Here is a 12048-nt window from a genome sequence, read left to right on the forward strand (position 1 = left end):
TCCAGGGCGAAACACCGACTTCGGCGCGGAGCACCGCGCCTGGTGAGTCGTTGTCTCGCCGATGGCAAAGCAGTCGGATCACGCCGAGGCGGCAGGGCGAGCCTTTCGCGAGAGGGTCGAGGCGCTTCCCTTCGGGATGGGCCCGCTCATCCTGGGGCATTTCGATGCGGACGGCCTTTCGGCGGTAGCGATCCTCGCCCGCGCCCTGGAGCGGCTGGGCCGGCCAGCCGAAATCCGCCTGGTCGGCAAGGGAGAGAATCCGTGGTCCCCGGCGATGCGCGAAGAGCTGGCGCGCAGGACGCCCGCAGGACTCATCATCGCCGATCTCGGCGTGCGCGAGGGCGAACCCGTTCCGGGCGTTCCGACGATCGTCATCGATCATCATGTGCCCACGGGCGTTCCGGGCGAGGCGCTCGTGATCAGCGGCAACGGGCTTGACCCCGAGCCGACTTCATCCTTGCTGGCTTATTGGTGCGCCGTGGGCTCGGGCCCCGCCGAAGACCTTCTCTGGCTCGCGGCGCTCGGACTCATTGGCGACATGGCCGAGGATGCAGGCTTTCCCGAGATGGCCGAGGCCCAGCGGCGCTACGGAAAGACGGCCCTTCGGGAAGCCGTTTCCCTGATCAACGCGCCCCGACGAGCCGCGGCGGCCGATGCACGGCCCGCCCTCGCCCTGCTGATGGCCGGCGCGGGGCCCAAGGACGTCACTTCCGGGAGATATCCGGAAACGGCGGAACTGCTCGCGGCCAGAGCGGAGGTGAGAGAAGCCCTGAACGCCGCCAAAAAGATCGGCCCCAAGATACGCGGCGACGTCGCGTTGATCCGCTTCGCTTCGCCTTGCCAGATCCACCCGCTGCTGGCGCAGCAATGGCGGGCACGGCTCAAGGACAAGATCGTGCTCGCCGCCAACACCGGATACCGGCCGGGCTGGGTGCATTTCGCCGCGCGAACGGCAGGCGACACGAACCTGATTCGATTCCTCGCCGGGCACCGCCCCGCCGGCGCCGACGAGAATTACGGCAGCGGCCACATCAAGGCGACCGGCGGCGCGCTGCGTCCGGCGGACTGGAACGCGTTCGCCGTTCGGCTCGGCTTTCCCGAGGCGCAGGTGGAAGCATGAACGAGCCCAACCCACCGCGTCCGCTGAGGCTCGGCTTTCCGGTGAAGGTCATCGGCAAGCCCGGCCTGAAGAGCAACGACAGCAGGCGCTGGCAAAACGAGCCCCACCTCAAATGCTCACTGCAGCATGTGGACCAGATCCTCGACTATCTGCACCGGATTGGGATCGACATGTACCGGCTGAGTTCGGATCTCGCGCCTTACGCTACGCACCCGGACATGCCGCAGTTCCACGACATGGTGGCGCAGAGCGACGCCGAGCTTGCCGCTTTCGGCCGCAAGGCGCGGCAATATGACATCCGCCTGTCCTTCCATCCTTCGCAATATGTGCTTCTGAACAGTCCCGATCCGAAGCTCACCACCAAGAGCATCTGGGACTTCTCGTCCCAGGCGGAGATGCTCGATCGGATGGGGATGGGGGACGATGCGGTCCTCGTCACGCATGTCGGCGGCGTTTATGGCGACAGGGAGGCGAGCCGCGCGCGCTGGATCCGCGGATGGGAGCAATGTCCCGATCATGTGAAGCGGCGACTGGTGCTCGAGAATGACGACATCAGATTTTCGGCGGCCGACGTGCTCTGGATACAGGAACGGACCGGAGTCCGGCTCGTCTTCGATTATCAGCATTTCTGGTGCCTCAACCCCGAGCGGCTGGAGCTGCGCCCGACGCTCGAGCGCTTCCTCGCGACCTGGACGGAGGGCGTCAGGCCGAAGATCCATTTCTCTTCGCCCCGAACCGAGATGCGTGAGGTGAAACGGGCGATCTCGGCCAAGGATCGCGACCGCGCCAAGGCCGGCGGAAAGGAGAATAAGCGCGAGCTGACCAAGGCGCCGGTCAAGGCCTCGTCGCGGGTCAAGACGGTTCTCGTGCCGCCGATCTGGACGGGCCATGCGGATTTCACCAACCCCTTCGAATTCGCGACCTTCATGCGCATGGCCGAGGGTCTGGAATTCGACGTCATGATGGAAGGCAAGGCCAAGGACGTCAGCCTGCTCAAGCTGCGGCCGGATCTGCTGCGCTTCGCGCCCGACGTGGCCGAGCGATTCGGCATCTTTCCCTCGGAGGCCGATCGGCTCGTCCAACAGGAGAAGGCATTGGAGAAGGGCGTAGCGGCCGAAGACGAGCCGGACGTGGACGAAGGGTCGGAGCGTCCGCTGCCGGCCGAGGCTGCGGAATAGGCGAAGAGCGCCGCGAGTCGATCGGGAGAAGGAGATCCAGGTGCCGCTGACCGCAATCGCACTGAATTGCAGCCTGAAGTCGCGCGAGGGCGAGACCTCGTCCACCGACAAGATGATCGGCCTCATCGCGACGGCCCTGGCCGCCCATGACGTCCAGTTCACCGAAACCATCCGAGTCGTCGACCATGACGTGAAGCCCGGCGTCACGTCGGACGAAGGCGAGGGAGACGCCTGGCCGGACATCCGCCGGCGAGTGCTTGCCGCGGACATTCTCATCTTCGGTACACCGGTTTGGCTGGGGCAGATGTCCAGCGTCGCCAAGCGGACCGTCGAACGGATGGACGCCTTCCTGAGCGAGACGGACGAGCAGGGCCGCATGCCCAGCTACGGCAAAGTGGCCGTCCTCGCCGTCGTCGGCAACGAAGACGGCGCGCACGGGATCAGCGCCGACCTTTATCAGGCGCTGAACGATACCGGCTGGACCATCCCGGCAGGCGCCGTCTGCTACTGGGTGGGCGAAGCGATGGGGAAGACCGACTTCAAGGAATTGCAGGCCGTCCCGGAAAAGATCCGATCGACGGCGACGATGGTCGCCTCGAACGCAGCCCACCTGGCGCGGCTCCTGAAGGAGGCCCCCTACCCCGGGACCGAAGGCTGAGAGGCTCGCGTCTCAGCTCCGCTTGCGCAGCTCGGCCGGCCTGTGTGCGGCCTCGGCGCCGGTCTTGTCGCTTTTGACCAGATATTCGGGATTGTCCCTGGAGGCGGCGACCTTGTGTTTCTTGATATGGATCTCGGACGTCAGCTTGCGCTCGACCGTTCCCTTCACCTCACCCTGGCTGCTGTCCCAAGCGACCTTGTCGCCCTTCTTGAACTGCGTCATCGTTGCTGCCTTCCATCTTCCTCCGGCCCGAGCCGTGCGGCACGTCAACAGACCGTCGACGTGGCTGTTCCGAGGGGGCCTTGGCAGTGGACCGCCGACCATGCGCCTTCGGCCTGGGCCCCGTCGCCGATCTTGCGGGGTCAGCGGTTGCCGGGGCCGGGCGCCGGGGCGGGCGGCGCGTCCATGCCTTCGAAGAAACCCGTGGCGCGCGGCGGGAGGCGATCGTCGAGGAACGGTGTGGCAAGCTCGGCGATCCGCTCCGCCTCGGCCATGATGCCGATGTGCGACGTGGCCGGAAGGATCGCCAGCCGCGCGCGTGGCGCCCCCGTGAGGAAGCCTCGCGCCGCCGCCTCCCTGTCCCCGCCGCCGCGCAGCTTGAACAGTTCGATCGCGTGCTCCAGCGCCACCCCGTCCGCGTCGCCGACGATGATCATCGTCTTGTCGTCGATCGCGCGGACGGCTTCGTCGGAGGCGGCGTAATCCTGCTCTTCCAGGGCCAGGACCTCGCTGACGAAGGTGGCGAACTGGTCCGGGTTGGGCGAAAGCCGCCGATATTCGGCCTCGATCGGCGATCCGGCGAACATGGCGGGCGTTGCCTGCGCCATCGCCTGGAGCACTTCGGGATACCAGCCGTCGCGCCGAGACGTACCGGCCAGGATGATCTGCTTGCCCACCCGGTCCGGATGGCGGCTCGCCATGAAGAGGGCGGTGGTGGCGCCCATCGAATAGCCGAGCACGTCGGCGCTCGGCACGTTCAGCGCCGCCAGCACGGCCGCGGCATCGTCGGCCATCAGCTCATAGGTGATTGGTCCCGGAGTTTCGCCGGAGCGGCCGTGGCCGCGGGCGTCGATGGCGATCACGGGGCGGCCGGCGGCGAACGGCCCGAAGATCGGCTCCATCGTGTCCCCGGACATGAACGAGCCGTGCAGCACCAGGAGCGGCGTCTTGCCCGAATCGAGATCGCCGTACACCTGATAGTGGATCCGTCCGCCCTCGACCTCGGCATAGCCGGTACGGGTCGGCGAAAGTGCGCGCGTTTGCCCACTGGTCTCGTTCGCTCCCGCGACCGAGTTTTGCGCCAGATTCTGCGAGCCTGCTTCGCAACCGGCGAGCGTGAGCGAGATCGTTACCGCGGCCAAAATTCGCCGATATGCCTTTGCACGGGTCATCATTCCATCTCCTCGTAGCGCAGTCGGCCTCATCGGCCCGACATCGAAGCGACGAACGGGATTGTCGGAAATCGACATGGTACCGAAGATTTCTTTTCGACGGTCGAGGCGCAGGGCGCAATGGCCGCTGCCATCTCAGTATGGACCTGACCCGCAGAATCATGGTGTATTGCTGCAGTGACACACCTATGGTATGTCGGCCCAAACAGGTGGGAGAGGGCCGATGTACAGCGAGAGCGACCTCGAGGCGGCGGTAAGCGCCGGGGTGCTGACGCCGCAGCAGGCGGCAGGTTTCAGGGACCATGTCGCGTCCAGCCGGCACGTGCCGGCGGTGGACGAGGAACATTTCCGGCTCTTGACCGGCTTCAACGATATCTTCGTCGGAATCGCGACGGTGATCCTGCTCGTGGCGGTGGGCTGGATCGGCTATTCCGTTCCGCCGCATGTCGAGGGCGACGGGCCGACACCGTTCATGGGCCTGTTCGTGGCGATCACCGCCTGGGGGCTGGCGGAGTTCTTCACCCGCGAGCGGCGAATGGCTCTGCCCAGCATTCTGCTCCTGCTCGCCTTCGTCGGTGGCGTGTTCGCCTTCTCGCTCTTCACATTGGTGCTGATGGTGGGCGAAGCACGCTTCGAGAACGATGAATCGCTCGCCGCGACGGTGATGGCCGCGGCCGCCTTGCTCCCGGCGGTCGCCGCCTGGGTGCATTGGCGCCGCTTCAAGGTGCCGATCACGGTCGCCGCCGGCGTGGCCGCGCTCGCGGCGCTGGCGCTCGCCTTGATCCTCGCGGCGGTCGCCGCGACACCGGCGGCCGAGACGATCGTCCTGGCCGCGGCCCTGATCCTCGGCGTCGGCATATTCCTGTTCGCGATGCACTGGGATTCGTCCGATCCGCGGCGCGAGACGCGCCGCTCGGACGTCGCCTTCTGGCTGCACCTGCTCGCCGCGCCGATGATCGTCCATCCGATCTTCACCCTGCTCGGCCTGACTCAGGGGACGGCATCGCTCGGCGAAGCGACGATCGTCGTCCTGCTCTACATCGTGCTCGGCCTGGCGGCGCTGGCGATCGACCGGCGGGCCCTGCTCGTCTCCGCGCTCGCCTACGTGCTCTACGCGCTGAACAGCCTGTTCCGCGAATATGGCGCGGTCGAGCTCAGCGTCGCCTTCACGGCCCTGATCATCGGATCGGCCCTGCTGCTGCTTTCGGCCTTCTGGACCAATGCCCGGCGGGCGGTGGTTCGTCCGCTCCCCGAGGGCCTGCGAGGCAAGCTGCCGGTGGTGGACCGGGTATCGCCGGGGATTGTGGCGGCTTAGGGCGACCTAGTTCGCCACCACCTTCAGCAGGCGCCGCTCGATCGGGGCGAGGATGGGGCCGAGTTCGTGGCCGCGACGCAAGACCTGGCCGGCTTCGCCGATCAGGGTCCAAGGCCCCTGGCGCGCGCCGGGGCGCTTCTCGATGCGGCATTCGGGACGATCGGCGCTGCGGCGGAACGCCCAGAACGAGGCGGCGTCGGGCCGCAGCTCGATCGCATAGTCCTTCCACAGCCCGGCCGCGACCATCCGGCCGTACAGCTCGACGATGCGGTTGAGCTCGCTTCTCGAAAAGCCGGTCTGTTTCCCCTGCCCTCCCTGAGCCGCGGACGGGAAAGGGAGGACGGTGCCCATCAGGCGCGGCTCCGGTCGCCGGCGCTGCGCCCCTTCGGGGCCACTCTTTTGGCCTGGGTCTCCTCGATCAGCTCGGCAAGGCGCTTGCGAAGCTGCTCGACCTCGCACTGGAGGATCTCCAGCTTCTGGGTCGCCGGATCGTAGACGTCGGAACAGGGGGTGCCATAGGGAAGGAAGCTCTTGGAGCTTTCGCCGGCGTCGACCAGGGTCGAGCGGGCGGGAATGCCCACCATCGTGGCGCCTTCCGGCACGTCCTTGGTAACGACCGAATTGGCGCCGATCCGCGCGCGGGGCCCGACCGTGACCGGCCCGAGCACCTGAGCGCCGGACCCGATCACGACGCCGTCGCAGATGGTCGGATGCCTCTTGCCGCCGATCCCTTCGTGCGGGGCGGTGCCGCCCAAGGTCACGTGCTGGTAGATGGTAACGTCATCGCCGATATCGGCTGTTTCACCGATCACCACATAGCCATGGTCGATGAAGAAGTTGCGGCCGATCGTCGCGCCGGGATGAATGTCGATCCCGGTCAGCATTCGCGACAGGTGGTTGACGAAGCGGGCAAGGAAATAGAGCTCGCCGCGAAACAGCCAGTGGGCGAGGCGATGCATGCCGAGCGCCCAGACGCCGGGATACAGCAGGATCTCCCACCGGGTACGCGGCGCGGGATCGCGCGCCTTGATCGAATCCAAATAGGTGACAAACCCGGATGCCATAAGCGGGCGCTTTCTCCGTTACGGTCCAGAGATAGTCCGGTCCGCGACGGATTTCCAGACATCCCGCGCCGACACCCCGCGGTATGACTTGCAACAGCTTGAATAAGCAAGAAAGATCGTGCCGGCCGCGGTGGCCGTTCGACGCGCCCGAGGTCCCTTCGGCGGACCGCGTCATCCTGCATGCCTCTGGAGGCGGACAGGCCTTCGGGCGGAGGCGCGCGCGAACGGGGCGACGAGCGGCAAGATCAGGCCGGCGAGCAGGAGGAACGCGCCGCCATATCCGAACGGGTTGGCGAGCAGCCCGAACCCGACGGCGCCGAAGCCGAGCCCGGTGTCGTAGGCGATGTTCCAGGCGGCGCTGATGGCATCCTCCTGGCCCTTCGGCGCACGATTCAGCATCAAGGTGAGGCTGCCGCTTTGCAGGAGGCCGAAGCCGGCACCCAGCGCCGTGATCGCGACCAGCACCGCCAGATTGCCCGAACTTATTCCCAGAAGTACGGCACCGGTCACCGTCGCGACGAGCCCGAACAGAACCGGCCCCATCGGGCCGCGGCGATCGCCGTGCCGCCCGGCCGCCAGCCGCGACAGAGCCGCCGCGAGGCCGTGGAGGAGCAAGGCCCCTTCCACGAGCAGGGTTTCGGAATGCCCGACGACGAGCGGCAGAAAGGTGATCACCACGCCGGCCGTCACCGCGCCGGCAGCGAGCGTCGTGGCGGGCCAGACCTGGGCTGCCCAGTCGACGCGGCCGACGGTGTTCCCGCCGGGCTCCGCGCGGGGCGGAAAGACGCTCAATCCCAGCAGGCCGGCCAGACCGAAGGCCATGGTCGCTCCCGCCACGAGAGAGGCGCTCCCCTGGGCCATCATCCACAAACCGAGCGGGACGAACAGGATGGCCGGAAGGGCCGCCGAAAGCCCGTAGATGCCGAGCGCTTCGTTGCGGCGGGCGAGCGGCGCCAGCGTGGCGGCGAGCCCGCCCGCCACAACGAGGACGATCCCGAGGCCGACCCCCCGTACCAGGCAGGCGGCCGCGACCAGGACCAGATCGCCCCCGAACACCGCAAATCCGGGCAGTGCGAGGGCCAGCATGGCCAAAGCGGCCGTCAGCCTACGCCCCAGCCGCGCGATCAGCCGGGTCGCGACGATCTCGCCAAGGACGGTCCCACCCATCAGCACGCCGGTGACCAGCCCGGCGCCGAAGTTGCCGCCCTGCCCGGCCGCATGGAGCGGCGCGGCCGACAAGGGCAGATAGAAGCATCCCATCACCCCGAACACGCAGAAGCACAAGCGATAGAACGGCGTTCCCAGCGGCTCGCGCCCGGCGATGGCCCCGGCACGGCGTTGCAGCGTCACTTCGTCGGGCATGTCTTCCTCCCTGATCGGCCAGGCGATGTTGATCGGGGGCTTCTACTTCGGTACTGGATAGTTAGACATGACCACTTTGGCGCCTATTGTATTGACCAGTTCCAGCGCCGCGTGGCCGCTGCGGATCGATCGCGAGTCCCGCGAGACATTGAGCGCACAGATCCAGGTCAGGCTGCGCGGGGCGATCCGGGCCGGGGCTTTGCGTTCAGGGGTGAAGCTGCCGTCGACGCGTTCGCTTGCCGGCCAGTTGGGCGTGTCGCGCCCATTGGTGGTCGAGGCCTATGCGCAACTGGCGGCCGAGGGCTATCTCGAGCTCCGGCGGGGCGCATGCCCGGTTGTGGCGGGCTTTGCCGCCCCGCCGCGCCAGGCGTCCCGAGCGCCGGCGGAGGAAGAGACGCCAATCCGCTTCGACCTGCGGCCGGCCATTCCCGACCTCGGGATGTTTCCGCGCCAGGCCTGGCTGCGAGCCGTTCGCGCGGCGCTCAACGGCATGACGGCCGAGGAGCTCGGCTATGGCGACCGCCACGGGGCGGTGCGATTGCGCAACGTGATCGCCGACTATCTCGGCCGGACACGCGGCGTGCTCGCCGATCCCGATCTCGTCGTCGTCACCGGCGGGTTCGCCGAAGGCCGCGCCCTGTTCTGCCACGCGCTGCGCGCGAGAGGCATCGAACGGCTCGGCGTGGAGGACCCAAGCTACAGCGACTGGGAAGGCGTCGACATGGCCGGTCTGCACCGAATCCCGATCGCCGTGGACTCGGCGGGGATCGACATCGCCGCCGCCGAGACATCGGCCGCGCAAGCGCTGTTCGTCACGCCGGCGCACCAGTTCCCGATCGGCGCCGTGCTCGGCGCCGAGCGCCGGTCCCGCCTCGTGAGCTGGCTCCGGGATCGCGACGGCTTCGCACTCGAGGACGATTACGACGCAGAGTTCCGCTACGATCAGTCTCCAGTCGGGGCGTTGCAGGGTCTCGCACCGGACCGGATCGTCTATGCGGGGACGGTGAGCAAGACGCTGGCCCCAGGGCTCCGCCTGGGCTGGCTGGTCGTCCCGCCGGATCTCGCCGACCCGGTGAGGGCGATCCAGCGACGATGGAATGCAGGCCCGCCGCGCATCGATCAGGCCGCGCTGGCGGCATTCATGGAGTCCGGCGCGTACGACCGGCACCTGCGCCGCATGCGCCGAGTCTATCGGCGCCGGCGCGACACGCTGATGGCGCTGCTCGCCGACAAGCTTCCAGAGGCGCGGTTCGAAGGGGTTGCCGCAGGCCTCCACATAACCTTGCGCCTGCCCGACGGCGCGGACGAGCTCGGCATCTGCACCGAGCTGCGGCGGCGCGGCGTCGCCGTCGAGGGGCTCAGTCGATATTCGATCCGGCCCTATGGGAGCGCTGCTCTGCTTCTCGGCTATGGGCGCGCATCCGAAAGCGGCCTGCGCGCTTCGGTGCAGGCCCTGGCGGAGGTCGTCTCAAGCCAGGGGGAGCAGGACCGCGGCACGGCGCGAACGGCGCCCGCGCGGCGCCGGGCGCCACCCGACCAGGGAAGAGCGCCGCATGCGGATGAATGATTTCGGCACCCCCCCGGCCTGGCACCCGTGCGGGGTTGACCCAGCCGCATGGAACGATATTTTAGCCTTAAAATAAATTGGAGCCGAGAATGCGCATCGCTTGCCTGGGCGGCGGACCCGCCGGGCTCTATTTCGCGATTTCGATGAAACTGCGCGACCCGCAGCATCAGATCGACCTGTTCGAACGTAACCGGCCCGACGACACGTTCGGCTGGGGCGTCGTCTTCTCCGATCAGACCGTCGACAATCTGATGGCGAACGACCCAGTCTCGGGTGGCGTGATCCGCGACGAATTCGCCCATTGGGACGATATCGACGTCCATATCCACGGACAGCGCATCCGCTCTTCCGGCCACGGCTTCATCGGGATCGGCCGCAAGCGGCTGCTCGCCATCCTCCAAGCGCGGGCGCGCGAGCTCGGAGTCGCGCTCCATTTCGAGCATGAGGCGAGCGCCGATCTGGACGACTGGGCCGATTACGACCTGGTGATCGCCGCCGACGGCGCCAACAGCCGCATCCGCACCCGCTATGCCGATCATTTCGGGGTCGACATTCAGGTCCGGAAGAACAAATTCTTCTGGTTCGGCACGACCAAGGTGTTCGACGCCTTCACCTTCGCGTTCGAGCAGACCGAGGCGGGGTGGGTCTGGGCCCACGCCTACCGCTTCGACCAGGATCACTCGACCTTCATCGTCGAGATGGCGCCCGACACATGGGCCCGGCTCGGCCTGAACGCGATGGACCAGCCCGAGGCGATCGCCTTGTGCGAGGGGATGTTCGCCAAGTATCTCGACGGGCAGCCGCTCGTGTCCAACGCGGCCCATCTGCCGGGACCTGAGGCCTGGCTGAACTTCCGCCGGATCGTCTGCGCGCGCTGGTCCCACCGCAACCTGATCCTCCTCGGCGACGCGGCGCACACCGCCCATTTTTCGATCGGATCCGGCACCAAGCTGGCGCTCGAGGACGCGATCAAGCTCGCCGAAGTGCTCAACCGGCCGGGGCTCGGACGCGAGCAGGCGCTCGAAGAGTATCAGGCGGAGCGCAACCTGGAAGTGCTGAAGCTCCAGAACAGCGCCCGCAACTCGACCGAATGGTTCGAGACGCTGGACCGCTACCTGCATTTCGAGCCGATCCAATTCGCTTATTCCCTGCTCACCCGCTCGCAGCGCGTCAGCCACGAGAATCTGCGACTGCGCGACAAAGCCTGGCTCGAAGGCGTCGAACGCTGGTTCCAGTCCAAGGCGCGCGGGCGGAAGGTGAACGAGCCGGCACCGCCCATGTTCGCACCGTTCCGGCTGCGCGAGATGGACCTCGAGAATCGCGTCGTCGTCTCGCCGATGGCGATGTATTCGGCCGTGGACGGCTGCCCGACCGACTTCCACCTCGTTCATTACGGCGCCCGCGCCGAGGGCGGCGCCGGCCTGGTCTATACCGAGATGACCTGCGTCTCGCCGGAAGGCCGGATCACGCCGGGCTGCACCGGGCTCTATGCGCCCGACCATGTCGATGCGTGGAAGCGGATCGTCGATTTCGTCCACGCCCACAGCAAGGCCCGATTCTGCCTGCAGCTCGGCCATTCCGGCCCCAAGGGCTCCACCAAGGTCGGCTGGGAGGGCTATGACGTCCCGCTGGACGAAGGGAACTGGCCGGTGATGGCCGCTTCGGACGTGCCGTGGAGCCCCGACAACCAGGTGCCGCGGCCGATGACCCGCGCCGACATGGAGGCCGTGATCGGCCAGTTCGTCGCCGCCACGCGCATGGGCCTGGAAGCGGGTTTCGACATGGTCGAACTGCACGCCGCGCACGGCTATCTGCTGTCGAGCTTCATCACGCCCCTGACCAATCGCCGGACGGACGAATATGGCGGCAGCCTGGAAAACCGGATGCGTTTCCCGCTGGAAGTGTTCCGGGCGATGCGCGCAGCCTGGCCGGACGACCGGCCGATGTCGGTACGCATCTCCGCCAACGACTGGATGGGCGACCAGGGCGTGACTCCCGACGAGGCGGTCGAAATCGGCCGGGCCTTCGCCGAGGCCGGCGCCGACCTGATCGACGTGTCGGCTGGCCAGACCTGGGCCAATTGTCAGCCGGTCTACGGGCGCATGTTCCAGACGCCGTTCGCCGACCAGGTTCGTAACGAGGGCCGCCTGACCACCATGGCGGTCGGCAACATCTACGAGACCGACCATGTCAATTCGATCCTGGCCGCCGGCCGCGCCGACCTGGTCGCGCTCGCCCGGCCGCATCTGGTCGATCCGATGTGGACGCTGAGGGCGGCGGCGCAGCACGACTATCGCAAGGTGCACATTCCGCCGCCTTATATTGGCGGCGTGACCCAGCTTGCGCGCAACCTCCAGCGTGAGGCGGAGATGAAGGCGTGACGGCGCGCGCCC

Annotated in this window: 11 protein-coding genes; 6 read left to right on the forward strand and 5 right to left on the reverse strand. The window is 67.5% G+C overall.

Annotation, left to right across the window (positions count from 1 at the left end; genetic code table 11):
• Positions 1-61 precede the first annotated feature (61 nt).
• From EKM57_RS02165 to EKM57_RS02175, 3 genes are read left to right on the forward strand one after another with little or no spacing between them, the layout of a single operon-like run.
• Complete coding sequence (locus EKM57_RS02165; RefSeq protein ID WP_129790795.1) at positions 62-1120, forward strand: DHH family phosphoesterase; 1059 nt, start codon at positions 62-64, stop codon at positions 1118-1120.
• Positions 1117-2298, forward strand: coding sequence for a UV DNA damage repair endonuclease UvsE (uvsE, locus tag EKM57_RS02170; RefSeq protein ID WP_129790796.1), 1182 nt, complete (start codon positions 1117-1119; stop codon positions 2296-2298). The genes EKM57_RS02165 and uvsE overlap by 4 nt, the downstream gene beginning before the upstream one ends.
• Positions 2299-2338: 40 nt before the next feature.
• Positions 2339-2956 (forward strand): flavodoxin family protein, encoded by a 618-nt coding sequence (locus EKM57_RS02175; protein WP_129790797.1) that lies wholly within the window; start codon positions 2339-2341, stop codon positions 2954-2956.
• Between the two features lie 12 nt (positions 2957-2968).
• Here EKM57_RS02175 and EKM57_RS02180 read toward each other — a convergent pair whose 3' ends face one another.
• Together EKM57_RS02180 and EKM57_RS02185 are read right to left on the reverse strand one after the other, a co-directional pair.
• Positions 2969-3178: a DUF2945 domain-containing protein gene (locus tag EKM57_RS02180; RefSeq protein WP_129790798.1), complete on the reverse strand. Its 210-nt coding sequence runs from the start codon at positions 3176-3178 to the stop codon at positions 2969-2971.
• A gap of 140 nt (positions 3179-3318) precedes the next feature.
• The gene (locus EKM57_RS02185; RefSeq protein WP_206185265.1) at positions 3319-4347 is read right to left on the reverse strand and encodes an alpha/beta fold hydrolase; all 1029 of its coding nucleotides are present in this window, start codon (positions 4345-4347) and stop codon (positions 3319-3321) included.
• A gap of 223 nt (positions 4348-4570) precedes the next feature.
• On the opposite strand from EKM57_RS02185, the gene EKM57_RS02190 reads away from it, so the two are divergent.
• Positions 4571-5662, forward strand: a complete 1092-nt coding sequence (locus EKM57_RS02190; protein ID WP_129790800.1) for a hypothetical protein — start codon at positions 4571-4573, stop codon at positions 5660-5662.
• 6 nt (positions 5663-5668) lie between these two features.
• Here the strand turns inward: EKM57_RS02190 and EKM57_RS02195 are convergent, their stop codons facing one another.
• The 3 genes from EKM57_RS02195 to EKM57_RS02205 form a co-directional block, all read right to left on the reverse strand.
• Positions 5669-6013, reverse strand: a complete 345-nt coding sequence (locus EKM57_RS02195) for a DUF2794 domain-containing protein (RefSeq protein WP_129790801.1) — start codon at positions 6011-6013, stop codon at positions 5669-5671.
• Positions 6013-6726, reverse strand: coding sequence for a serine O-acetyltransferase EpsC (gene epsC / locus EKM57_RS02200; RefSeq protein ID WP_129790802.1), 714 nt, complete (start codon positions 6724-6726; stop codon positions 6013-6015). Before epsC ends, EKM57_RS02195 begins: the two co-directional genes overlap by 1 nt.
• Positions 6727-6897: 171 nt before the next feature.
• Positions 6898-8088, reverse strand: coding sequence for an MFS transporter (locus EKM57_RS02205; RefSeq protein WP_129790803.1), 1191 nt, complete (start codon positions 8086-8088; stop codon positions 6898-6900).
• Positions 8089-8236: 148 nt separating this feature from the next.
• Between EKM57_RS02205 and EKM57_RS02210 the strand changes: the two genes are divergently transcribed.
• Positions 8237-9655, forward strand: coding sequence for a PLP-dependent aminotransferase family protein (locus EKM57_RS02210; RefSeq protein WP_206185266.1), 1419 nt, complete (start codon positions 8237-8239; stop codon positions 9653-9655).
• Positions 9656-9744: 89 nt separating this feature from the next.
• On the forward strand, positions 9745-12036 hold the full coding sequence (locus EKM57_RS02215) for a bifunctional salicylyl-CoA 5-hydroxylase/oxidoreductase (RefSeq protein ID WP_129790805.1): 2292 nt from the start codon (positions 9745-9747) through the stop codon (positions 12034-12036).
• Positions 12037-12048 lie beyond the last annotated feature (12 nt).

The sequence above is a fragment of the Sphingosinicella sp. CPCC 101087 genome (assembly GCF_004151485.1).
In the GTDB taxonomy this organism is placed as follows: Bacteria; Pseudomonadota; Alphaproteobacteria; order Sphingomonadales; family Sphingomonadaceae; genus Allosphingosinicella.

Excerpts from the sequence above, each read along its gene's own strand:
- EKM57_RS02165 (WP_129790795.1), top strand. The coding sequence starts at position 62 with ATGGCAAAGCAGTCGGATCACGCCGAGGCGGCAGGGCGAGCCTTTCGC.
- uvsE (WP_129790796.1), top strand. The coding sequence starts at position 1,117 with ATGAACGAGCCCAACCCACCGCGTCCGCTGAGGCTCGGCTTTCCGGTG.
- EKM57_RS02180 (WP_129790798.1), bottom strand. The coding sequence starts at position 3,178 with ATGACGCAGTTCAAGAAGGGCGACAAGGTCGCTTGGGACAGCAGCCAG.
- EKM57_RS02185 (WP_206185265.1), bottom strand. The coding sequence starts at position 4,347 with ATGACCCGTGCAAAGGCATATCGGCGAATTTTGGCCGCGGTAACGATC.
- EKM57_RS02190 (WP_129790800.1), top strand. The coding sequence starts at position 4,571 with ATGTACAGCGAGAGCGACCTCGAGGCGGCGGTAAGCGCCGGGGTGCTG.
- EKM57_RS02195 (WP_129790801.1), bottom strand. The coding sequence starts at position 6,013 with ATGGGCACCGTCCTCCCTTTCCCGTCCGCGGCTCAGGGAGGGCAGGGG.
- epsC (WP_129790802.1), bottom strand. The coding sequence starts at position 6,726 with ATGGCATCCGGGTTTGTCACCTATTTGGATTCGATCAAGGCGCGCGAT.
- EKM57_RS02205 (WP_129790803.1), bottom strand. The coding sequence starts at position 8,088 with ATGCCCGACGAAGTGACGCTGCAACGCCGTGCCGGGGCCATCGCCGGG.
- EKM57_RS02215 (WP_129790805.1), top strand. The coding sequence starts at position 9,745 with ATGCGCATCGCTTGCCTGGGCGGCGGACCCGCCGGGCTCTATTTCGCG.